At 63.0% G+C, this 21,760-nt stretch carries 24 protein-coding genes and 2 pseudogenes; 15 read left to right on the top strand and 11 right to left on the bottom strand.

Annotated features, from left to right (window positions below; translation table 11 throughout):
• The 11 genes and pseudogenes from ACFFP0_RS04820 to gfa form a co-directional block, all read left to right on the top strand.
• A pseudogene (locus ACFFP0_RS04820) lies at positions 1–103 on the top strand (IS5/IS1182 family transposase); the annotation flags it as partial.
• A 131-nt stretch (positions 104–234) separates the two neighbouring features.
• On the top strand, positions 235–1,422 hold the full coding sequence (gene pedA1 / locus ACFFP0_RS04825) for a lanthanide ABC transporter ABC transporter substrate-binding protein PedA1 (RefSeq protein ID WP_377257069.1): 1,188 nt from the start codon (positions 235–237) through the stop codon (positions 1,420–1,422).
• A gap of 1 nt (position 1,423) precedes the next feature.
• On the top strand, positions 1,424–2,401 hold the full coding sequence (locus ACFFP0_RS04830) for a YVTN family beta-propeller repeat protein (protein ID WP_377257072.1): 978 nt from the start codon (positions 1,424–1,426) through the stop codon (positions 2,399–2,401).
• Positions 2,402–2,439: 38 nt separating this feature from the next.
• Entirely contained in the window at positions 2,440–2,907 is a 468-nt protein-coding gene (locus tag ACFFP0_RS04835; protein WP_377257075.1) for a cupredoxin domain-containing protein, read from the top strand.
• A 23-nt stretch (positions 2,908–2,930) separates the two neighbouring features.
• The gene (locus ACFFP0_RS04840; RefSeq protein ID WP_377257078.1) at positions 2,931–3,188 is read left to right on the top strand and encodes a hypothetical protein; all 258 of its coding nucleotides are present in this window, start codon (positions 2,931–2,933) and stop codon (positions 3,186–3,188) included.
• A gap of 86 nt (positions 3,189–3,274) precedes the next feature.
• On the top strand, positions 3,275–4,246 hold the full coding sequence (locus ACFFP0_RS04845) for an ABC transporter substrate-binding protein (RefSeq protein ID WP_377257082.1): 972 nt from the start codon (positions 3,275–3,277) through the stop codon (positions 4,244–4,246).
• Positions 4,239–5,000 carry an ABC transporter permease gene (locus ACFFP0_RS04850; RefSeq protein WP_377257085.1) on the top strand — a complete coding sequence of 254 codons (762 nt, stop codon included), beginning with the start codon at positions 4,239–4,241 and terminating at the stop codon, positions 4,998–5,000. The genes ACFFP0_RS04845 and ACFFP0_RS04850 overlap by 8 nt, the downstream gene beginning before the upstream one ends.
• Positions 4,997–5,629, top strand: a complete 633-nt coding sequence (locus ACFFP0_RS04855) for an ABC transporter ATP-binding protein (protein ID WP_377257089.1) — start codon at positions 4,997–4,999, stop codon at positions 5,627–5,629. Before ACFFP0_RS04850 ends, ACFFP0_RS04855 begins: the two co-directional genes overlap by 4 nt.
• Positions 5,626–6,354: a lanthanide ABC transporter ATP-binding protein PedB/LutE gene (gene pedB / locus ACFFP0_RS04860; protein ID WP_377257092.1), complete on the top strand. Its 729-nt coding sequence runs from the start codon at positions 5,626–5,628 to the stop codon at positions 6,352–6,354. Before ACFFP0_RS04855 ends, pedB begins: the two co-directional genes overlap by 4 nt.
• A complete protein-coding gene (gene pedC, locus ACFFP0_RS04865; protein WP_377257096.1) occupies positions 6,351–7,145 on the top strand; it encodes a lanthanide ABC transporter permease protein PedC in 795 nt (264 codons plus the stop codon). Before pedB ends, pedC begins: the two co-directional genes overlap by 4 nt.
• A gap of 116 nt (positions 7,146–7,261) precedes the next feature.
• The gene (gfa, locus tag ACFFP0_RS04870; protein WP_377257099.1) at positions 7,262–7,831 is read left to right on the top strand and encodes an S-(hydroxymethyl)glutathione synthase; all 570 of its coding nucleotides are present in this window, start codon (positions 7,262–7,264) and stop codon (positions 7,829–7,831) included.
• Positions 7,832–8,074: 243 nt separating this feature from the next.
• Here gfa and ACFFP0_RS04875 read toward each other — a convergent pair whose 3' ends face one another.
• The 9 genes from ACFFP0_RS04875 to ACFFP0_RS04915 are packed head-to-tail and all read right to left on the bottom strand — an operon-like array spanning position 8,075 to position 17,353.
• A complete protein-coding gene (locus ACFFP0_RS04875; RefSeq protein ID WP_377257102.1) occupies positions 8,075–8,668 on the bottom strand; it encodes a thioredoxin family protein in 594 nt (197 codons plus the stop codon).
• 20 nt (positions 8,669–8,688) lie between these two features.
• A complete protein-coding gene (rpe, locus tag ACFFP0_RS04880) occupies positions 8,689–9,369 on the bottom strand; it encodes a ribulose-phosphate 3-epimerase (RefSeq protein WP_377257105.1) in 681 nt (226 codons plus the stop codon).
• Complete coding sequence (gene cbbX, locus ACFFP0_RS04885; protein ID WP_377257108.1) at positions 9,366–10,298, bottom strand: CbbX protein; 933 nt, start codon at positions 10,296–10,298, stop codon at positions 9,366–9,368. The genes rpe and cbbX overlap by 4 nt, the downstream gene beginning before the upstream one ends.
• A gap of 32 nt (positions 10,299–10,330) precedes the next feature.
• Entirely contained in the window at positions 10,331–10,720 is a 390-nt protein-coding gene (locus ACFFP0_RS04890) for a ribulose bisphosphate carboxylase small subunit (RefSeq protein WP_377257111.1), read from the bottom strand.
• A 45-nt stretch (positions 10,721–10,765) separates the two neighbouring features.
• On the bottom strand, positions 10,766–12,226 hold the full coding sequence (locus tag ACFFP0_RS04895; protein WP_377257114.1) for a form I ribulose bisphosphate carboxylase large subunit: 1,461 nt from the start codon (positions 12,224–12,226) through the stop codon (positions 10,766–10,768).
• 30 nt (positions 12,227–12,256) lie between these two features.
• Positions 12,257–13,336, bottom strand: a complete 1,080-nt coding sequence (gene fba / locus ACFFP0_RS04900) for a class II fructose-bisphosphate aldolase (RefSeq protein ID WP_377257117.1) — start codon at positions 13,334–13,336, stop codon at positions 12,257–12,259.
• Between the two features lie 48 nt (positions 13,337–13,384).
• The gene (gene tkt, locus ACFFP0_RS04905; protein WP_377257121.1) at positions 13,385–15,412 is read right to left on the bottom strand and encodes a transketolase; all 2,028 of its coding nucleotides are present in this window, start codon (positions 15,410–15,412) and stop codon (positions 13,385–13,387) included.
• 11 nt (positions 15,413–15,423) lie between these two features.
• Complete coding sequence (locus ACFFP0_RS04910; protein WP_377257124.1) at positions 15,424–16,293, bottom strand: phosphoribulokinase; 870 nt, start codon at positions 16,291–16,293, stop codon at positions 15,424–15,426.
• Positions 16,294–16,303: 10 nt separating this feature from the next.
• A complete protein-coding gene (locus ACFFP0_RS04915; RefSeq protein WP_377257127.1) occupies positions 16,304–17,353 on the bottom strand; it encodes a class 1 fructose-bisphosphatase in 1,050 nt (349 codons plus the stop codon).
• Positions 17,354–17,456: 103 nt separating this feature from the next.
• Here ACFFP0_RS04915 and ACFFP0_RS04920 point away from each other — a divergent pair, with 103 nt between their 5' ends.
• Entirely contained in the window at positions 17,457–18,398 is a 942-nt protein-coding gene (locus ACFFP0_RS04920; RefSeq protein ID WP_377257130.1) for a LysR family transcriptional regulator, read from the top strand.
• Positions 18,399–18,533: 135 nt separating this feature from the next.
• Here ACFFP0_RS04920 and aspA read toward each other — a convergent pair.
• Positions 18,534–18,755, bottom strand: a pseudogene (aspA, locus tag ACFFP0_RS04925) (aspartate ammonia-lyase); the annotation flags it as partial.
• 34 nt (positions 18,756–18,789) lie between these two features.
• Here aspA and ACFFP0_RS04930 point away from each other — a divergent pair.
• Positions 18,790–19,014, top strand: a complete 225-nt coding sequence (locus ACFFP0_RS04930; RefSeq protein WP_377257133.1) for a helix-turn-helix domain-containing protein — start codon at positions 18,790–18,792, stop codon at positions 19,012–19,014.
• Between the two features lie 96 nt (positions 19,015–19,110).
• On the opposite strand, the gene ACFFP0_RS04935 is transcribed toward ACFFP0_RS04930, so the two are convergent.
• Entirely contained in the window at positions 19,111–20,034 is a 924-nt protein-coding gene (locus tag ACFFP0_RS04935; protein ID WP_377257137.1) for an AraC family transcriptional regulator, read from the bottom strand.
• Between the two features lie 169 nt (positions 20,035–20,203).
• Between ACFFP0_RS04935 and ACFFP0_RS04940 the strand changes: the two genes are divergently transcribed.
• Both ACFFP0_RS04940 and ACFFP0_RS04945 read left to right on the top strand, forming a co-directional pair.
• The gene (locus ACFFP0_RS04940) at positions 20,204–21,274 is read left to right on the top strand and encodes an aldo/keto reductase (protein WP_377257140.1); all 1,071 of its coding nucleotides are present in this window, start codon (positions 20,204–20,206) and stop codon (positions 21,272–21,274) included.
• Positions 21,275–21,346: 72 nt separating this feature from the next.
• Entirely contained in the window at positions 21,347–21,736 is a 390-nt protein-coding gene (locus tag ACFFP0_RS04945; protein WP_377257143.1) for an Atu4866 domain-containing protein, read from the top strand.
• Positions 21,737–21,760: the final 24 nt, after the last annotated feature.

The following is a 21,760-nucleotide window of genomic DNA, read 5'->3' on the forward strand; positions in this document are numbered from 1 at the left end:
CAAGCTCAAACAATTCCGACGTGTCGCCACACGATACGACAAGCTGCTCGCAAACTTCATGGGCTTCGTCAAAATCGCCGCTATCGCCATCTGGCTCAAATAGTTAATTCGTCGCTACGGCCTAGCATGATGAAATTGCGATGCCACGATCCATAAGTATCGGTTCCTCTGCACAACCCTGACTGTTATCCTCGCCTTTGGGACTGTCAGGAAGATTGGGAGGTCATTCCGGCAATGTCTAACCTGCGGCTTACGCTCGCCACCCTTTGCCTTGTGCTTTTTGCAGCGTCCCCTTCGCGGGCGCTGGAGGTCAAGGTCGCCTTGCTGCGGGTCGATCGCAGCATGCCGCCGCCGATCTCGCGGCTCGATGTCGCGCCAGCCGATCTGGGGATCGCCGGAGCCACGCTGGGTAATGACGACAACCGCACCACGGGCGCCTTCACGGGCATGGACTACAAGCTTACCACCAGGGCAGTTCCGTCTGCGGAAGCCGCTGCGGCGCTGGATGCCCTGAAAGCCTCGGGCATCGGCCTCATTGCGGTGATTTCCGATGGCGAGACGCTGAAGCAGCTCGCGGATCGTGCAGGCCCCGATGTGCTGATCCTCAATGCAGGCGCTCGCGACGATGCCCTGCGCGATGCGGAATGCCGCGCGAACGTCCTGCATGTTTCCCCCAGCCGGTCGATGCTGACCGATGGCGTCGTGCAGTTTCTGATGTGGAAGAAATGGTCGCGGCTTCTGCTGATCCATGGCTCTCACCCCGAAGACAAGCTGCTCGCCGAAAGCTATCGCAGATCGGCCGCCAAGTTCGGCGCCAAGATCGTCGAGGAGCGCGAATTCGTCGATACCGGCGGCGCGAGGCGCACCGATACCGGCCATGTCCAGGTCCAGCGGCAGATTCCGGTCTTCACCCAGAACGCCAGGGAGCATGACGTGACGGTTGCCGCCGACGAGACGGATGTCTTCGCGGCCTATCTGCCTTATCATTCCTGGGACCCGCGGCCGGTGGTCGGCTCAGCCGGGCTGATGCCGCTCTCCTGGCATCCGGCGCACGAATCCTGGGGCGCGACCCAGTTCCAGCGGCGTTTCGAAAAGCTTGCCGGCCGCAGCATGCGAGAGGAAGATTACCAGGCTTGGCTAGCCATGCGGGTGATCGGCGAGGCGGTCACTCGCTCCGGCAAGGCCGATCCGAAATCGATCCGCGGTTATGCGCTTTCAACGGATTTCGACCTTGCCGCCTTCAAGGGGCAGAAGCTGACGTTCCGCGCATGGAACGGCCAGATGCGGCAGCCGATCCTGCTCGGTGACGGGCGCATCACCGTCTCCGTCTCGCCGCAGGATGGCTATCTGCACCAGTTCTCCCCGCTCGACACCCTGGGGATCGACGCGCCCGAAACCTCCTGCCACGCCTTTGGAGGATAGCATGCTGAAGCCAGCCTTCGTGATCCTGCCCCTTGCCCTGCTCATGAGCCAGCCGGCGCTCGCCAACAAGGTGTTCGTCACCAACGAGCGCGGCAACAGCGTCACCGTGCTCGACAGCAACACTTGGGAGAAGATCGGTGAGTTTCCCGCGGGCAACCGGCCGCGCGGTATCACCATAAGCCCGGACGGCAAGGAGCTTTACGTCTGCGCGTCGGATGACGACACGGTGCGGGTGTTCGATCCGGCGACCTACAAGGAATTGTACACGCTGCCGTCCGGTCCCGATCCGGAACTCTTCGCGCTGCATCCGTCCGGCAATCCGCTCTACATCGCCAACGAGGACGACAATCTGGTGACGGTGGTGGACACCAGGACGCATCAGGTGCTTGCGGAAATCCCGGTCGGCGTCGAGCCCGAGGGCGTTGCCGTCAGTCCGGATGCAAGGACGCTGATCAACACGTCCGAAACCACCAACATGGCGCATTTCATCGACACTTCGAGCTACGAGATCGTGCACAATGTGCTGGTCGACCAGCGGCCGCGTTATGCCGAGTTCACCGCCGACGGCAAGAAGCTCTATGTCAGCGCCGAAATCGGGGGGACGGTTTCCGTCATCAACCTCGGTGGAGAGGGCGAGCCGAAGGTCGACAAGAAGATCACCTTCGAGGTTCCGGGTGTTCTGCACGAATGGCTGCAGCCTGTCGGGGTCAAGGCGACCCGCGACGGCTCGCGCGTGTTCGTCGCGCTCGGACCGGCGAACCGCGTCGCGGTGGTCGATGCGGCGGCGGATAAAGTGCTCGACTATCTGCTCGTCGGGCAGCGGGTCTGGCAGATGGCCTTCACCCCGCAGGAGGATTTCCTGGTTGTCACCAACGGCAATTCCAACGACGTCAGCATCATCGACGTGAAGGCGGAAAAGGTCATTCGCTCGGTTCCGGTCGGCGAACAGCCATGGGGCGTGGTCGTTGCGCCGGACTGATCTTTTGACAGGCAATATTTATCGGGAGGGTTTCGAAAATGCATAAGGTGGTGATCGCGGCGTTGGCCGCACTCATGACGGTCCCGGCGACGGGGATGCTGATGGATACGCCGGCCCTGGCCTCGCCTCTCTGCGACAAGCTCGGCTTTGCCGGCCTGCTTGCCAAATGCAATCGGGGTGAGCCTATCGAGCTTACGCTCTCATCCGGCAAGCCGCTTGGCGCGGGTGAGGTGAAGCTGCAATCCGGCGCTTATTACGAGATGAAGATCACCGCGGACGGTTCGGCGGAACTGGCGATCGCCGGGCCGGAATTCTTCCGAGCGATCTGGATGAACGAGATCGTCATCAACGGCATCGAGGTGCGGCCCATGGCGATCGACAGCCTGGAATTCGACAAGGCCGGCCTTGCCACTCTTTCGTTCATCGCCATCAAGCCCGGCAGTTATGAAGTCCGAATCCCGAACACGGCGAGCGACAGCCAGAAGATAAAGATCGCCATTCAGTAGTCCTGTTGCAGAAGGATCAATCGATGACCAGCCGTTTGATGAAAATCACTTTTCTCTCCGCCATCCTGGCCCTGCCTTTGGGCGCCTTTGCTCAGGAGGTGACGGCCGACAAGCAGAAGGCGATCCTCGATGTGCTGAAGACCATGCAATGCGAGGTCGATCCGGTGAATATAGAGGCGGATGACGGCGGGTTCGAACTGGACGACGTGTTCTGCGCCGACGGGCAGTACGACATGAAGCTGAACGCCGACCTGACGGTTGCGGACAAGCGCAAGGAATAGGACGCTATGGCTCTTTTTCTGTCCGGTCGGCGAACGGTCCGGAAACGTGGCGGCGGGAGAGGGTGGTTCCAGGGAGGTCGATAACGATGAAGGCGCTCAAGGGATTTCTGGCAGGTTGCCTGCTGGCGGTGGGGTTCACACAGGCATTGGCCCAGGAACCGCCGAAGCTGCGCGCCGCCATGCTGGCATCCGGCACGGTCAATTGGGAGATCAGCACGATCAAGTCCAATGGCTTCGACCGGAAGAACGGCTTCGAGATGGCCGTGCAGGATTATGCCGACAATGGCGCGACGCGCGTCGCATTCGAGGGCGGCGAAGCCGATACCATGGTGGCCGACTGGATCTGGGTGGCCTATCAGCGCGCGGCGGGCAAGAACTATGTGTTCATTCCCTATTCGCGCGCAGTGGGCGGACTGGTCGTCAGGGAGGACAGCCCGGTCAAGGCCTTGCCGGACCTCGCGGACAAGAAGATCGGCATTGCCGGGGGGCCGCTCGACAAGAGCTGGCTGATCCTCAGGGCCTATGCGAAGCAGAAATACAACATGGACCTTGCGGGCCAGACCGAGCAGGTGTTCGGCGCGCCGCCGCTGATCTTCAAGTCGGCCCTATCCGGCGAAACCGCCGGTGCGATCAACTTCTGGCATTTTCTCGCCAAGATGAAGGCGAAGGGCATGCGTGATCTGGTCACCGTCGCCGACGCCGCCACCGCGCTTGGCCTCGACCCGGATACGCCACTTCTCGGCTATGTCCTGAAGGGCGAATATGTGAAGGCCCATCCCGAGATCGCGCGCGGGCTCTACAAAGCCTCGCTTGCGGCCAAGGATCTGCTGCGCAGCGACGATGCCGCCTGGGAGGCGTTGCGCGGCCAGATGAACGCCGCCGACGATACGGAATTTGCAGCCCTCCGCGAAGGTTATCGCGCCGGGATTCCGAGCGGCCGGCCCATCGACGAGGCGGCGGCTGATCGCTTCCTGAAGATCATGGCCGATCTCGGTGGCGAGGAACTGGTCGGCAAGGCCACCACTCTGCCGGAAGGAGTGTTCCTCCACCTTGAATGATGCCCTTCGAAATCCGGCGGTGATCCGGTCCATTTCGCTCGGTCTGATCCTGCTCTTCTGGATCGTTGCCGCAGGGCTGACGGGCGATGCGACCATCCTGCCGCAGCCATGGACGCTGCTCGAACCGTTCGCCCGCGCCGTCGGCTCGGGCGCCCTGCCTTATCATCTCGGCATGACGCTGTTCAGGGTGATCTGCGCTTTCGTTCCAGCCATGCTGATCGGCGCGGCCATCGGCTTTCTGATGGGACGCTTTCCCTCGGTCGACCGCTGGCTGGACCCCTGGCTGGTGGTTTTCCTCAATCTGCCGGCGCTGGTGCTGATCGTGCTTTGTTATCTGTGGATCGGCCTCAACGAGACGGCGGCGATCCTGGCCGTCGTGCTCAACAAGATCCCGAATGTCGCGACCCTGGTTCGCGAGGGTGCGCGGGCGCTCGATCCGGATCTGGACGCCATGGCAAAGGTCTATCCCATGAGCGTCTTCACGCGGCTGCGCCACGTCGTGATGCCGCAGCTTGCACCCTTTGTCGCGGGGGCCGCCCGTTCCGGCATCGCGGTGATCTGGAAGATCGTGCTGGTGGTCGAGTTCCTCGGCCGCTCCAGCGGCATAGGCTTCCAGATCCACTTCTATTTCCAGCTCTTCGACGTCACCATGGTGCTGGTCTATGCGCTGACCTTCATCGCCGTGATGCTCGTCGTCGAAGCCCTGCTGCTGCAGCCGGCGGAGCGGCATGTGCGGCGCTGGAGGACGGCATGATCAGGGTCGATGTCAGGCGCAAGGCCTTTGGAGACGATGTCATCCTCAAGGATGTCCGTTTCGAAATGGCAGCCGGCGAATCCGTCGCCATTCTCGGGCCGTCCGGTGTCGGCAAGTCGACGCTTCTCCGGCTGATAGCGGGCATCGATCCGGCTTTCGAAGGCAAGATCGAGCGCCCGGCCAATATCGCCATGGTGTTTCAGGAGCCGGTGCTCTTGCCCTGGCGGAGCGTGCTGCAGAACCTGACCATCGTGCATCCCGCCCTCGGCGGGAAAGCGGCGCTTGCTGCGCTCGACAGGATCGGCATCGTGGACAAGGCCGGTCTTTTCCCGGGGCAATTGTCGCTTGGCCAGCAGCGCCGGCTGGCGCTGGCGCGTGCCTTTGCCGGCAGGCCGGAATTGCTGGTGATGGACGAGCCTTATGTCTCGCTCGATCCGCAGACCGCGGAGGAGATGCTGGAACTCACCGAGAGGCTGATTGCGGAAACACGGCCGGCCGTCATCCTGGTGACCCATTCCGCCGGTGAGGCCGAACGGCTCGCCGGCCGTCTGTCCAGGCTTGCCGGCCATCCGGCAACGCTCGCTGAACACGGCCGTGATAAAGTTGCGCATCGGGAGGCTGGTCCATGAAGGGGCTGGATATCCGTCATGTCGGTTATCGTTACGGCGAGCGGCGGGCGCTGGACGACGTCAGTTTCGAGGTGTCGCCCGGACGTTTCTGTGCGCTGCTCGGGCCGAACGGAGCCGGCAAGTCCACGCTTTTCGCGTTGCTGACACGCCTGATCGTGGCGGACGAGGGAACGATCGGTATCGCCGGTTTCGACATCGCGCGCTTCCCGCGATCCGCTCTGGCCCGTATCGGCGTCGTCTTCCAGCAGCCGACGCTCGACCTCGATATGACGGTGCGGCGGAACCTGCGCTATTTCGCCGGCCTGCACGGGCTCTCGGGCAAGACGGCGACGGATGCCATCGAGCGGTCGCTTGAGCAGCTCGGCATGGCGGAGCGCGCCGACGAGCAGGTGCGGGCGCTGAATGGCGGCCACCGCCGGCGCATGGAGATCGCCCGCGCGCTTGTCCATCGTCCGGATATCCTGTTGCTGGACGAACCGACGGTCGGGCTCGATGCCGCCTCGCGGCAGGCGATTACCGATCATGTCCACCGGCTGGCCGATGACGGACTTGCCGTGCTCTGGGCGACGCATCTGGTGGACGAGATCGCCATGTCGGATCAGGTCGTGGTGCTGCATCGGGGCCGGGTCCTCAGCGACGGCGCCGCCGCCGATCTCGCAGGCGGGCAAGGGCTGGCGAAGGCGTTCCTCTCTATGACCGCCGAAGGCAGCGAGGGGAGCGCATGAGCCCGTGGATCACTTCGCTTCTGGCGATCATAACCCGCGAGAACCTGCGCTTCATCCGGCAGCGCGGCCGGTTCCTGTCGGCGCTGGTGCGGCCGCTTGTCTGGTTGCTCGTCTTCGCGGCCGGCTTTCGTGCGGCGCTCGGTGTTTCGATCATCCCGCCCTACCAGACCTACATCACCTATGAGGTCTATATCGTGCCGGGGCTGTGCGGAATGATCCAGCTGTTCAACGGCATGCAGTCGTCGCTGTCGCTCGTCTATGACCAGGAAATGGGCTCGATGCGGCTGCTGCTGACGTCGCCCCTGCCGCGCTGGTGGCTGTTGTTTTCCAAGCTGCTTGCCGGCGTGATCGTGTCCATCCTGCAAGTCATGGTTTTCCTCGGCATCGCAGCGCTGACCGGCATAGAGATGCCGCCTTCCGGTTATCTGGCCGTGCTGCCGGCCCTGCTTCTCAGCGGCCTGATGCTCGGCGCCTTCGGCCTGCTGATTTCCTCGACCATTCGCCAGCTTGAGAATTTCGCCGGCGTCATGAACTTCGTCATCTTCCCGATGTTCTTCCTGTCCTCGGCGCTCTATCCGCTGTGGAAGATGGCGGAGAGCTCACCGTTGCTGCGCGATATCTGCGCATACAACCCTTTCACCCATGCCGTCGAACTGATCCGTTTCGCCCTTTATGGAAAACTCGATGTCGAGGCGCTTGCCTGGGTCGTCGGCTGCTTCACGGTCTTCATGCTGGCGGCGCTCTGGGGCTACGATCCCACCCGCGCCATGCTGCGGTCGAGGGGGCGCTGAAAGCCGCGACAGCACGGAAAACCGACACTTTCCGCTATATTGTCGCCGGGCCTTTTTGCCCCGATCCTGTCCTCGAAATGATGACGCCGGAGGCGTCGAAACCCGAGGAGGACCCCATGATCAAGCTGCATCCGTCCATCGATAACGGCTGGCCACCAGCGAAGGCCGACTTTTCCGGCGGTACTTTGAAATGCAAATGCGCGACCAGCCCCGTGACGGTGGAGATCGGTGCGCAGACGGCGCACAACCATGCCTGCGGCTGCACCAAATGCTGGAAGCCGAAGGGCGCCATCTTCGCCCAGATCGCCGTGGTGTCGCGCGACAAGGTCAAGGTCGCCTCGGGCGAGGAGAAGCTCTATGTCGTCGATTCCGGCGCAACGATCCAGCGCCATGCCTGCAAGGACTGCGGCACCCACATGTATGGCCGCATCGAGAATACCAAGCATCCGTTCTACGGTCTCGATTTCGTCCACACGGAACTCAGCGACGAGACCGGCTGGTCTCCGCCGGAATTCGCGGCCTTCGTTTCCTCGGTGATCGAGAGCGGCGTCAGCCCCGACAGGATGCCGGAGATCCGGGCGCGTCTCAACGAGCTCGGCCTGCCGCCCTATGACTCCCTGTCGCCCGCGCTGATGGACGCGATCGCCACACATATTGCCAAGCAGTCGGGTGCGCTGGCTGCATAGGCCAGCGGCTTTCGGGCCGCTCGGCCGGAAGGTCTCGACAAGGTCCATGTCAGGCAAGGGGAGAGCGGGAGTCCTTCGGAAAACCGCTCTCACATTCCTGCATCCTCGTTCTCGCGAGAGGCCAGGCCTGCTTCCTCCCGCAAACCGCCCGTCCTTCCTCTTGCCCCGCGGAAGGCGGGCGGGGCCTGGGGGTGTTTGGCCGGGAGTCCAGCCTGTACGGAGTAATTTCCGGGTTCCGATGTTTCAGGAGCGAGCGGTCACGGCGGACCAGTCGTCGGCCGCGCTGCCGGCCTTCCACTTGATCGAACAACCGATGGAAGGCTGCTGTTCGACAGGGCCTTGGCCGGTCCGGGCGATCTGGATCATCGCGTCAAGGAGGTCCCGGCGAAGGCCGCTGGCCTCCTTTTCTTTTCGGGAAGCGTCCAGCCGGCCGCGATACTGGAGTTCCAGCTCTCCGTTGAAGCCGAAGAAATCTGGGGTGCAGACGGCGCCATAGGTCCGGGCCGCCGACTGGTCCTCATCATGGAGATAGGGGAAGGGAAAGTCGTGCTCCTCGGCGAAAAGCTTCATGTTCTTGAAGGAATCCTCCGGGTAGGCGCCGGCGTCGTTGGAATTGATCGCCACGAAACCGATCCCGTGATTTTCGAGATGGAGCGCATCCTGGACGATTCTGTCGATCACGGCCTTCACATAGGGGCAGTGATTGCAGATGAAGGCGACGACGAGCCCGTTCGGCCCGGCAAGATCGAAGATCGAGTGAGCCCGGCCTTCTGTTCCGATGAGGCGGGCATCCACAGCCTTCCAGCCGAAATCGCAAATAGGAGCCGTCGCTGCCATTGTCTTCTCCCTTGCTGGTTTCAGGCGGCTTTGCGGACGCTTTCCGATGCCTCGCGCAGTGCGGCGATATTGCCCGCATAGACTTGTTCTCCGCCCTTGAAGATCGCGGAGCCTGCGACCAGAATATCGGCTCCCGCGGACACGACCAGCGGCGCCGTCTGTGGCGTAACGCCACCGTCGATCTCGATCATGATCGGCCGCTTGCCGATCATCGACTTCACCCGCCGGACCTTTTCCACCACAGAGGGAATGAAGGCTTGGCCGCCGAAGCCGGGGTTCACGGTCATCATCAGCACGAGGTCGACGCGATCAAGTGAATATTCGATGACACTTTCCGGCGTCGAGGGATTGAGCGAGACGCCGGCCTTGCGGCCGAGGTCGCGGATCGCCTGCAGGGAACGGTCGAGATGGGTACAGGCCTCGGCGTGGACCGTGATGTAGTCCGAACCCGCTTCCGCGAAGGCCGCGAGATAGGGATCGGCGGGCTCGATCATCAGGTGGCAGTCGAAAACCTTGTCCGTGCGGTTGCGGATGGCCTTGATGACCGGAGGGCCGAAAGTGATGTTGGGCACGAAATGGCCGTCCATCACGTCGAGATGTATCCAGTCGGCGCCGGCGCGGCAGACGGCTTCCACCTCGTCGCCCAGCCGGGAGAAATCGGCGGAAAGCACCGATGGCGCGATGATGATGTCCTGGCTCATGGCGATACCTCCCGGCTCTGGATGGGCATGGTGAAAACGCGGCTTGCCGCGATGTCGCGGTCGATGATGGTCGAAAGCTGCTCGGCGTCAACCGGCCCCTTCGCCTCCTCGAACAGGCGGTTGGCCTGTCTCAGCCGTGCCCGGTCGAGCGCATTGCGGATGGAGCGGGCGTTGGCGAAATGCGGCTGGCCACGGCGGAGGGCGATATAGTCGGCCATCACGGTCACCGCCCCCCGGTCGAGACGATAACCCTGCCGTTCCAGCATGCTTTCGGCGATGGAGAGCAGTTCCCGGTCGTCGTAATCCGGGAAGTCGATGTGGTGGGCGATGCGCGAACGAAAACCCGGATTGCTCTCGAAGAAGCGGTCCATGCGGTCGGAATAGCCGGCAAGGATAACCACGAGGTCGTCGCGGTTGTTTTCCATGACCTGCAGCAGGATCTCGATCGCTTCCTGGCCGTAGTCGCGCTCGTTGTCGGGGCGATAGAGGTAGTAGGCCTCGTCGATGAAGAGCACGCCGCCCATGGCCCTCTTCAGGACTTCCTTGGTCTTGGGTGCGGTGTGGCCGATATACTGGCCCACCAGATCGTCGCGGGTCACCGAAACCAGATGGCCCTTGCGGATATAGCCCAGCCGGTGGAGCAGGTCGGCCATGCGCAGCGCCACCGTGGTCTTGCCGGTGCCGGGATTGCCGGTGAAGCTCATGTGCAGGGAAGGAGGCTCATGGGAAAGCCCCATCGCGCGGCGTGCCCGCTCGACCAGCAACAGCGCTGCCGTTTCGCGGATGCGCTGCTTCACCGGCTTCAGGCCGACGAGTTGCCGGTCCAGTTCGTCGAGAATGTCGCTCACGCCGGAGGTGCGATATTCCTCCCTGAGATCGACTGCCGCCGGCGGGCTTTCGTCATCCGGGATTTTCTCTGGCATGGCCATCGTCCTTCCTCCCTTTCATGCCGTTGTTTCGATCAGCGGACAGTCGCCCACGAATAGTGCTGCGAGCGGCTGCGAACGTCGGTCCGGGTCATCGTCAGTTCCGGCTCGTTTTCCGGGCGGTTGACGATGAAGGACATGGTCACCGTTTCGAGACCGCGAGTGGAATCGAAGGCGTTGAGCCGGATGTAGTGCTGCGGATAGGCCTTGCGGCAATCTTCGAGCTCCATCATCACGCCTTTGGCGTCCCGAAGGTCGAACATGGGATGGCCCCACATTTCCCAATAGGTGTTCCGCGGGTGTGGATCGTCGGTATATTCGATGCCGATGGCCCAGCCCTTGCGCAGGCAGTATTCCACCTGCGCGGTGATCTGTTCGTCCGTCAGGTCGGGCAGGAACGAGAAGCAGCCCTGGGTGATGCGCATTTCGGTTCTCCTTTTCTGTTGTTTCGTCTGGCTTCTCTCGCTGTCTCAGGCGACGCTTACGCTCGGAACGAAGTCCGACGTATCGGTCGGGGTGTAGTTGAAGCTGATGTTGCCCCAGGTCTCCAGCGCGGCCTCGAGCGGCTTGCACCATTTGGCGGCGGCGCGCAGGATGTCCGGACCTTCGTTGGCGATGTCGCGGCCCTCGTTGCGGGCAAGCACCATGGCTTCCAGCGCCACGCGGTTTGCCGTGGCGCCGGCCTGGATGCCCATCGGGTGGCCGATCGTGCCACCGCCGAACTGGAGAACCACGTCGTCGCCGAAGAGGTCGAGCAATTGGTGCATCTGGCCGGCATGGATGCCGCCCGAGGCGACCGGCATGACCTTCTTGAGGTCCGCCCAGTCCTGTTCGAAGAAAAGGCCGCGCGGCAGGTCCACCCCGTTCCTCATCTCGCGGCAGACATTGTAGTAGCCCTGCACGGTCAACGGATCGCCTTCCAGCTTGCCGACGGCGGTGCCGGCATGAAGATGGTCGACGCCCGCAAGCCGCAGCCATTTGGCGATGACGCGGAAGGATATCCCGTGGTTCTTCTGGCGGGTATAGGTGCCGTGTCCGGCCCGATGCATGTGCAGGATCATGTCGTTCTGGCGGCACCATTCCGCCATCGACTGGATCGCGGTCCAGCCGATGATGAGATCGACCATGACGATGACGGAACCGAGTTCCTTGGCGAATTCGGCGCGGCGGTACATTTCCTCCATCGTGCCGGCGGTGACGTTGAGGTAATGGCCCTTGACCTCGCCGGTGACGGCGGAGGCGTGGTTCACGGCCTCCATGCAGTAGAGGAAACGGTCGCGCCAGTGCATGAAGGGCTGCGAGTTGATGTTCTCGTCGTCCTTCATGAAGTCGAGGCCGCCCTTCAGGCCTTCATAGACGACGCGGCCGTAGTTCTTGCCGGAAAGGCCGAGCTTCGGCTTGGTCGTCGCGCCGAGCAGCGGCTTGCCGAACTTGTCCAGCCGTTCGCGTTCCACCACGATGCCGGTCGGCGGGCCCTTGTAGGTTTTGATGTAGGCGACGGGGAGCCGCATGTCTTCAAGACGCGCGGCCTTCAGCGGCTTGAACGAGAAGACGTTGCCGATGATCGAGGCCGTCAGGTTGGCGATCGAGCCTTCCTCGAAGAGAATGAGATCGTAGGCGACGTAGCAGAAGTATTGCCCCGGCGTGCCGGGCACGGGATCGACCCTGTAGGCCTTGGCGCGGTACTGGTCGCAGGCGGTCAGCCTGTCGGTCCAGACCACGGTCCAGGTGGCGGTCGAGCTTTCGCCGGCAACCGCTGCCGCTGCCTCGATCGGATCGACGCCGTCCTGCGGCGTGATGCGGAAGAGCGCGATGAGGTCGGTGTCCTTCGGCTCGTAGTCGCCGTTCCAGTAACCCATCTGCGCGTATTTCAGGACGCCCGCCCGATAGCGTTCCTTGCCCTTGATTTCGGTCTTTGCGTCGGCGTTCATGGCTCTGTCCTTTCCTTTTTCAGTGAGGGATCAGGCGGCTTCAGATCGCGCCGTCTGGGGTTTCAGGCTCCCGCTCGCATAGCGTTTCGCCATGTCGCTCATCGGGATGACCTTGATGCGAGAGGCATTGCCCGCCGTGCCGAACGCCTCGAAACGCGCCCTGCAGACGGCGGCCATGGCATCCATCGCGGGTTTCAGGAACTTGCGCGGGTCGAACTCGTTCCGGCGGGTATCGGCGACGCGGCGGAATTCGGCCGCCGCGGCAAGGCGCAGGTCGGTGTCGATATTGACCTTGCGGACGCCGAAGCGGATGCCGCGGACGATCTCCTCCACCGGTACGCCATAAGTCTCGCGCATCGCGCCGCCATGGGCGTTGAAGACCTCCTGCCACTCCTCGGGCACGGACGAAGAGCCGTGCATGACGATGTGGGTATCGGGCAGGCGGCGGTGGATCTTCTCGATGACATCCATGGCGAGCACGTCGCCGGTCGGCTTGCGGGTGAACTTGTAGGCGCCGTGCGAGGTGCCGATCGCGACCGCGAGCGCATCGACGCCGGTCTCGGCGACGAAGCGGGCCGCTTCGTCCGGGTCGGTCAGCAATTGCGAGCGGTCGAGCGCCCCTTCGAAGCCATGGCCGTCTTCCGCCTCGCCATGGCCCGTTTCCAGCGAGCCGAGGCAGCCGAGTTCGCCCTCGACCGAAACGCCGACCATGTGGGCGAGGCGGGCGACCTCGGCGGTGATCCCGGCATTGTAGGCGTAGTCCGCCGGCGTCTTGGCGTCCTCCTTCAGCGAGCCGTCCATCATCACGGAGGTGAAGCCGTGCTGGATCGCCGAGAGGCAGGTGGAGACGGTATTGCCGTGGTCCTGGTGAATGCAGATCGGGATATCGGGATACATCAGCTCCAGGGCCTCCATCATCTTGGCGAGCATGATGTCGTTGGCGTAGGAGCGGGCGCCGCGCGAGGCCTGCAGGATGACCGGCGCATCGCAGGCCCGGGCCGCCTCCAGGATGGCGAGCCCCTGTTCCATGTTGTTGATGTTGAAGGCGGGCACGCCGTAACCGCGCTCGGCGGCATGGTCCAGCAATTGACGAAGCGTGATGCGGGCCATGTCAGGCCTCCTTTCCGGGTTGGTCGGTGAATATCGTCCTGCTGCGGATCATTGCGGCCGCTCCTTCCGGCTGCGGTCGACGAGGTGCAGCGCTTCTGCGGCGATGTGTTCCGAGGTGATGCCGAAATGCCGGTAGAGCTCGCCGGCCGGGGCGGACGCCCCGAAGCCCTGCATGCCGACGAAGGCGCCATGCGGTCCGATCCAGCGATCCCAGCCGAGCCGTCCGGCTGCCTCGACGGCAATGCGTGGCGCATCGCCCAGCGTTTTGCTCTGGTAAGCTTCGTCCTGCGCCTCGAATTTTTCCCATGAGGGCATGGAAACGACCGCGGCCTCGATGCCATTTTCTGCGCGCAGCTTCCCGGCTGCCATAACGGCGATCTCGACTTCCGAGCCGGTGGCGAGCAGGGTGATGTCGCGCGGCCCCTTCGCTTCCCGCAGCACATAGGCACCGTATGCGGAAAGATTTTCCTGTGTGTCCGTTGCGCGCAGCATGGGCAAGGCCTGGCGAGAAAGCGCAAGCGCGCTCGGCGTCGACTTCTCCGCCAGTGCCAGTTCCCAGCATTCGGCGGTTTCGATGATGTCTGCCGGACGGAAGACGTTGAGATTGGGGGTGGCCCGCAGCATCGCCAGATGCTCGACGGGCTGGTGTGTCGGGCCGTCCTCGCCGAGCCCGATGGAATCGTGGGTCAGCACATAGACGACGGGCAGGCCCATCAGCGCGGAGAGGCGGATCGCGCCCCGGGCATAATCCGCAAATACCAGGAAGGTGCCGCCATAGGGCACGAAGCCGCCATGTAGGGCGATGCCGTTCATGGCCGCCGCCATTGCATGCTCGCGGATGCCGTAATGCAGGTAGCGGCCGCGGAAGCTGCCGGCCGAGATGGGCTGGGTCCGCGAGGTCATGGTGAGGTTGGAACCGGTCAGGTCCGCCGAACCGCCGACGGTCAGGTCGGTCGCGCCGTTGATGACTTCGAGCGCCATCTGGGAGGCCTGGCGTGTCGCGACCTTGGTGGCCTTCTCCCGGTGCTCATTGCGGAATTTCGCCAGCTGGCGCGCGGCTTCCGGCCCGATCTCCCGGCGGATGGTGCGCTCGTGGTGTGCCTTCGAGCGAGATGCGTCCCTGCGGATCTCCCAGGTTTCGCGTGCTGCCCGGCCACGGACGGCGACGCCTTCCCATGCGGACTTGATCTGCGGCGGCACGAAGAAAGGCGGATGGCTCCAGCCGAGCTTCTCGCGGGTTGCTGCGATCTCCTTGTCGCCGAGCGCGGCGCCGTGGGTCTTGTGAGACCCTTCCATGCTGGCGGCACCCTTGCCGATCAATGTGCGGCAGGCGATCAGCGAAGGCTTGCGGCTCTTGCGGGCACGGTCGATGGCCTTGGCCACGGCTTCCGGATCGTGACCGTCGACGGCCTGGGCGTTCCAGCCGGCAGCACGAAAGCGCGCCAGCTGGTCCATCGACGTGGACAGGGAGGTGGCCCCGTCGATGGAAATGCGATTGTCGTCCCAGAGCACGATGAGCTTGCGCAGCTTCAGGTGGCCGGCAAGGTCGATCGCCTCGTGGCTGATGCCTTCCTGAAGGCAGCCGTCTCCAGCGACGACATAGGTGAAATGATTGCAGAGCGACGAACCGAAGCGCGCCGCCATCATCTGTTCGGCGATCGCCATGCCAACGGCGATGGATATGCCCTGCCCGAGCGGGCCGGTGGTCGTCTCAATGCCAAGTGCATGGCCGTATTCCGGGTGTCCGGCGGTCTTCGCGCCGAACTGGCGGAAGGAGGAGAGCTCGGACATCGGCATGTCGGCAAAGCCGATCAGGTGATGGATCGCATAAAGCAGCATCGAGCCGTGGCCCGCCGAGAGCACGAAGCGGTCTCGGTCCGGCCAGTCCGGCATCGACGGATCGATCCGGATAAAGCGGTTGAACAGAACCGTCACCGCGTCCGCCATGCCCATCGGCATGCCGGGGTGGCCGGAATTGGCTTTCTGCACGGCATCCATCGCTAGGAACCGGATGGCGTTGGCCATGTCCTTTTCTGAAACTATGGCGGGGCTGGCTGCTTTCTGGGGGATGTTCATGGGCGTCCTCCTCACGACATGCGGTGCTTGCGTTCGAGCAGTTTGTGGATGAGTGGCGTGAAAATGAGCTGCATGGCGAGATCGAGCTTGTCGCCGGGAACGACGATCGAGTTGGCGCGCGACATGAAACTGTTCTGCAGCATCGACAGCAGGTACGGGAAATCGATCCCGCGCGGGTTGGCGAAGCGGATCACCAGCATGGATTCGGCGGGCGTCGGTATCCATCGCGCAATGAACGGGTTGGACGTATCGACGATCGGCACCCGCTGGAAGTTGATGTCCGTCAGCGAGAATTGCGGGCAGATGTAGTGCACGTAGTCAGGCATCCGCCGGAGGATGGTGTCGGTGACGGCCTCGGTGGAATAACCGCGGGTCGCCTTGTCACGGTGGATCTTTTGAATCCATTCGAGATTGATCACCGGCACGACACCGATCTTCAGGTCGCAATGCTGGGCCAGATTGGCATTCTCGGTGACAGCGCAGCCGTGAAGGCCTTCGTAGAACAGCAGGTCGCTGTCGCGAAACTCTTCCCATTCCGTGAAGGTGCCGGGCGACGTGCCGTATCTCGCGGCCTCGGCCTCGTCATGGATATAGTGGCGAGTGCGCCCGACACCGCGACGGCCATATTCGGAGAATACGCTTTCGAGGATTTCGAGTTCGTTGGCCTCGGCGGCGAAGTGCGTGAAGTCCACGCCTCTGGCCTTTTCCTCGGCGATCTTCTTCTTCATCGCCTCCCGGTCGTAGCGGTGGAATGCGTCACCCTCGATGAAGGAGGCGGAGATGTTTTCGCGCTTGAAGATCTTCTCGAAAGTGTCCTTGACGGTGGTGGTGCCGGCGCCGGACGAGCCCGTGATGGAAATGATCGGATATTTGGCGGACATTTTTTTCTCCTCAGGCCCGGAACAGTCCGCGCTTGCCGAACAGGGGCGCGCGTTCGCCGATCATTGCGGGGTCGACATGGTAGCGGGCGACACGCGCCACCTCGCGGCGGGAACCGAATACCAGCGGCACGCGCTGATGCAGGCTTTCGGGTTCGAGGTCGAGAATGCGGGTGACGGTGTCGGTCGCAGCACCTGACGCATTCTCGATGAGAAAGGCGATGGGGTTGGCTTCGTAGACGAGCCGCAGGCGGCCGTGGGAATAGCCTTTCCGTCCGTCCGACGGATAGAGGAAGATGCCGCCGCGCACGAGGATGCGGTAGGCTTCCGTCACCAGCGAGGCGATCCATCGCATGTTGAAATCCCGCTCGCGGGGGCCTTCAGCGCCGGCGAGGCAATCATCGACATAAAGCCTGATCGCCTCTTCCCAGTGACGGTAGTTCGAGGCGTTGATGGCGAATTCGTGCGCGCGGTCCGGTATGGCGACGGACTTGTACCCCTGCACGAAGCAGCCGAGCCGGTTCGAGAAGATGAAGATCTCCGTGCCCTTGCCGAGTGACAGCACCAGTGCGGTCTGCGGTCCGTAGATGAAGAAACCGGCGGCGATCTGCCGGTTTCCGGGTTGCAGGAAGGTTGCCGTCGCGTCGGCCTCTGCCCCTTTCAGGGCTGGCAGGATCGAGAAGATGGTGCCGATCGACACGTTGGTGTCGATATTCGAGGAGCCGTCGAGCGGATCGATGGCGACGGCGAGGCGGGCGGCGGGATCGAGCAGGATCGGGTTCTTGAGCTCCTCCGAGGCATAATAAGCGACCGGTGCTCCCTGCAGGCAGGACAGGAACAGGTCGTCGCAGATGACGTCCAGCTCCTTCTGCATGTCGCCGTCGGCGTTGGCGCTGTCGAGCAATCCGTGGAAGGTGGCGTTGAGTGCGCCCTGTACCACCAGCTTGCGGATATCAAGTGCGGCTGTGGCCAGCCGCTGGATGATTGCGGCCACTTCGCGGCCCGCTTCGCCGCGCTCGGCCATGCATGAAACGAGGTAGGCCTCCAGTGTTGCGCCCGACATGATGTCTCCTCCCATCGACGATCGAGGAGAAGGATGACGCTTTCGCCGAGTTTGTAAAATTTATTATATTGACTTCCTGAATTAGAAATATTTACTTTCTGATATGCGCAACGTCACCATCCGCCAACTCCGCACGGTCGAGGCCGTCTGCCGGCTCGGCAAGATCAATCTTGCCGCGGCCGAGCTGGGGCTGACGGGGCCCGCGCTGACGCTGCAGATCCAGCAACTCGAGCGGGATACGGGCGTGGCGCTGTTCGACCGCGGCCGCGAGGGCATGGTGCCGACCGGCTTCGGCCTCGCCTTCCTCGAAGCGGCCCGCTCGGTGGAGGACAGCCTTTCGGCGCTCGACGAGTCCATCAGCGCGATGAAGGGCCTGCGCAGCGGCAGGCTAAGGCTGGGCGTGGTGTCTACCGGCAAGTATTTCGCGCCGCAGTTGATCGCCGCCTTTCGCAAGCATGCGCCGTCGATCGAGATCAACCTCTTCATCGGCAACCGCGCCGAGATCATCCAGAAGCTCCGTGATCATGAGTTCGACATCGCCCTGATGGGGCGTCCTCCACAGGATTTCGAGGTCCGCTCACAGGTCTTCGGCGACCATCCGCTGGTCTTCATCGCACCGGCGGATCATCCGCTGGCCGGCGTGCTCGACATCCCCCGCGAGCGGATCGCGGACGAGCAATTCCTCGTGCGCGAGAGGGGGTCCGGCACGCGGATTTCGCTCGAGATCTTTCTCAGTGCGGTCCCCCGGCGCCTGGAGGAACTCGGGACGGAAATGGGGTCGAACGAGACCATCAAACAGGCTGTCATTGCCGGCCTCGGCATCGCTTTCATCTCGGCTCATACCATCGAGCAGGAGATCAAGCTCGGCCGCCTCGTCATCCTCGACGTGGTCGACACCCCGATCCGCCGGCAATGGTTCAGCGTTTCGCGCCGCGACCGGTCCTTCAATCCCGCTATGCAGGCTTTTGAGCGGTTTCTCCTGACGGAAGGCGCCCGGCACCTGCCACTGGTGGCGAAGCCCTATCCTGCCAGCACATTCGGCTAGATCACCCGAGGCCAACTCCGGCGTGCCATCAAGGCCAACCGGCAGACGGCGCGAAGCACGGCGTCATTCCTTCCTTCCGCACATGGTCTTGAGACGCAAGACCGGATTCCTTTTCCCGAAGGCCCGTACCAGGCGTTACATGAGCGGCTGCGGCCGCGTCAGCAGTTCCGGCCGCAGCACGGCATCGAGCCGTTCTTTCGACATGAGCCCCTTTTGCAGCACCAGCTCATAAACGCCGCGGCCGGTGCGATGCGCCTCAAGCGCCACTTCGGTCGCATTGCGATATCCGATATAGGAGTTCAGCGCCGTCACCAGGCCGATCGACTGCTCGACCATATCTCGCAGCCGGTCCTGGTTGAGCCCGTTACTTCAGGAACCGCGACATCGTATTTTGCACGAGACCCTGTCGCGCTACGTTCACGAGGGAAAGTCTGTCGCCCGCACAGCCAAGGGCCTGGATATCCACTCCAACACGCTTTATCAGCGGCTGCAGCGGGTCGAGACCCTGACCGGCCGCAAGATCGCGGATGCGACCGATTTTACGTTGCTCAGCCTCGCCTGCCAGCTTCACGCAGAATATTCCGGGGGAGTCTCGTCCTGGGATTCGGGTCGGTGACGGGTCTGCTCGCGGTGCATGGACGTATTCGGCCTGCCTGAGCGCGACGAGCGGTCTCGCATTTCGTTCCGGCCCTCTTGCGGCTGGCAATCGCGGTCACGAAGCGATCTCCATCTCCCGCCCAATGGGGCCGTTTTCGTCTGTGTCACGTAGCCGGCTGGCATGCCTGGCAGGGGGCATGCCGAAGAGGCGGGCATAGTCGCGGCTGAACTGCGAAGGGCTTCCGTATCCCACGTTGAAGCCCGCGCTGGCCGCATCCATGGCGCCGCTGACCATCAGCCGCTGCGCTTCCTGCATGCGCAGATGTGTGCGGAACTCAAGCGGGCTCATCGACGTGATCGCCTTGAAATGAGCGTGGAAGGTGGAGCGGCTCATGCCTGCGATCTCTGCTGCCTGTTCGATCGGGCAGATGTCCCGGAAATGCGTCCTGATCCAGACGATCGCGCGGGCGATCTGGTTCAGTCGGCTGTCGGCCCGCGCCATTTGCCTTATGGTGGCCCCGCTCGCCCCGGTGATGAGCCGATAGAGGATTTCGCGGATCATCAGCGGAGCGAGTGCTTCGATGTCTTCAGGCGTGTCCAGCAGGCGCACCAGGCGCATCGCGGCATCGAGCAGCGCCGGCGTGGTCCGATTCAGCGCAAGCCCGACGGGAAAGCTCCTCGCGTCGGAATGCGCTGGCGGATGGTGGATCGCGAGTTCTCCGAGCGTCGTCATGTCGAGATCGATCTGCAAGCAGAGATATGGCCGGTCCACAGTCGCTTCGATGACCGATCCCATCACAGGCAGGTCCACCGACGCAATCAGGTAGTTCGATGGGTCATAGATAAAGGCCGTTGTGCCGAGTGCAGCCCGCTTGCGCCCCTGCGCGACAAGGCACAGCGTCGGCTCGTAGATGACGGGCATCGGCATCGTCGGGGTCGATGAACGGATCAGTTTCACCCTGGGGAGCAGACACCGGTGCGTGCCGTCTTGTGTGGCATGACGGCTTAGAATTTCGGTCAGGGTGAGAAGCTGGTTCATGCTCCCTTATCTCATACAGATGGGGGCGACGGAAAGACGGAAGCGCCCGCCTTCGGACGATCGTGCAAGGATTCCGGACAAATCGTCTACCGCCGATGCGGCGGGTTCGGCCAAACAGGAGCGCAGGAAACACAGCGACGCCCTCGCTTCAGCCGGAGACAGACCATCCATGTTGAACACTACCGCTCTCGACCAATATCGCCTGCTCGGACGCTCCGGCCTGCGCGTATCTCCGCTTTCGCTCGGCACCATGACTTTCGGCTCCGATTGGGGATGGGGAGCCGACGAGACCGAGGCCAAGCGGATATTCGAAGCCTATGTGGACCGTGGCGGCAATTTTATCGATACCGCGGTCAACTATACCAATGGCACGTCCGAACGTATCCTCGGTGGCCTCATCAAGGACAGGCGCGAGCGCATCGTGCTCGCCACCAAGTTCACCATGGCGCGCGACCATGGCAATCCCAATTCCGGGGGCAACCATCGTTTCAATCTCGTGCGCTCGGTCGAGGCCAGCCTGCGCCAGCTTGATACTGACCGCATCGACCTCCTCTACGTGCATGCGTGGGACTTCACGACTACGCCCGAGGAGGTGATGCGTGCCCTCGACGATCTCGTCCGGGCCGGGAAGATACTCTATGTCGGCATCTGCAATACGCCCGCCTGGCGGATCGCTGAGATGCAGACCTTGGCAGACCTGCGCGGCTGGTCGCCGTTCGTCGCGCTGCAGATCGAATACAGCCTTGTCGAGCGGACCGTCGAATATGAACTCATGCCCATGGCGCAGGTAATGGGTCTTGGGGTTCTCCCGTGGTCGCCCTTGGGCGGGGGAATCCTCACAGGCAAATACGGCCGCTCGGACCTGACGGACGAGAATGAGGCGAATGTCTCCTCTGAACGCAAGGGGGTCATCGCATCGACCGGTCACCTGACCGAACGTGCGCTGGATATCGCCGACGTGGTCGGCGAGGTCGCTGGCGAAATCGGTGCCACGCGGTCCCAGGTCGCGCTTGCCTGGACATTGCGCAATCCCGCCGTGGTCTCTCCGGTCATGGGTGCGCGCACGCTTGCCCAGGCCGAGGACAATTTCGGCGCATTGAAGATCGTCTTTACAGACGGACAGCTCGAACGCCTCGACAAGGCCAGCGCCCTGGCGCCCATCTTCCCCGCGCGCTTCATATCGCGGCCAATGGCCCAGCAACTCATGTTCGGCGGCACGACAGTCGGAGGCCGCAGATAACCCTGAACGAGCGCCGGTGAATTTTGGGTACGCCGCCTTTGTCCCGGCATCCAACCTTGAGGAGCCTTCGAGATGAAAACCATCATATCGACATCGCTTGGCCTGCTGGTCCTCATCAGTGCAATCGGCACAATCCTGCCGGTGGACGGCAGAGCCTCTGACGACATCGCGTACAAGTCTCGGGATGCCCTGATTCCGGCCAATCAAACGGAGAAGAAGATGCAGCAGCACCCTTATGTCGGCATGTGGGTCACCGCCGACGGGCGCATTCGTCAGGAGCTTCTGCCCAACGGGCGCTACGACGAAGCCCGCGGCAGCCGCCAAAGCGCCTATCAAGGCCGGTATGAGGTTACTGGCAATCGCATAAATTATTGGGATGACACCGGCTTTACGGCCGATGGTCTTTTCGTGGACATCGACACGCTCCACCACGGCGGCATGACGTTCTTCCGGCAACGATGAGCAGCCTTGTCGCGGCCCCGCAGT

Origin of the sequence: Neorhizobium puerariae, assembly GCF_042429745.1 — a bacterium.
Lineage (GTDB): Bacteria > Pseudomonadota > Alphaproteobacteria > Rhizobiales > Rhizobiaceae > Neorhizobium > Neorhizobium puerariae.